The sequence below is a fragment of the Nonomuraea sp. NPDC048916 genome (assembly GCF_040649575.1).
Lineage (GTDB): Bacteria > Actinomycetota > Actinomycetes > Streptosporangiales > Streptosporangiaceae > Nonomuraea.
On record NZ_JBEZFS010000293.1, the window covers coordinates 1 to 378 of the forward strand.

A 378-nucleotide genomic window follows, 5' to 3' on the forward strand; every position below is an offset into this window, starting at 1 on the left:
TCACCCTCAACGGCACAGACCATGCCAGCCACCGCGAGCAGGGCAGCATGATCCGCCGCTACATCGCCTGGCGCAACCGCAACACTCACAACCCCCGCCTACGCAGGATCATCAACAGGGCGAACGTGGCCTGATGCGGCACTAGCTTCCGATCAGAACCTCACACGGAGGTTCGCTCTCCGATGGAGACGGGACCTTGTGACATGTCCACTGACCAGACCGTACGACCTTGGGGGTTGGGTCGGATGACCCAGCTTCCCCCAGCAGCGCCCGAGTACGACACCATCACGTTCGATCCCGGAACTCAGCTCACCCACTTCCACGACACCCACGGCGCGATCGTGGACATGACGAAAGGCACGGTGACCATGTCGTCGG

Annotated in this window: 1 protein-coding gene; it reads left to right on the forward strand. The window is 62.4% G+C overall.

The window, feature by feature from the left end; genetic code table 11:
- Positions 1-203: 203 nt before the first annotated feature.
- Positions 204-378, forward strand: a 175-nt coding sequence (gene tgmA, locus AB0C16_RS40915) for a putative ATP-grasp-modified RiPP (protein WP_357691610.1), incomplete at its 3' end; no start/stop codon positions are given.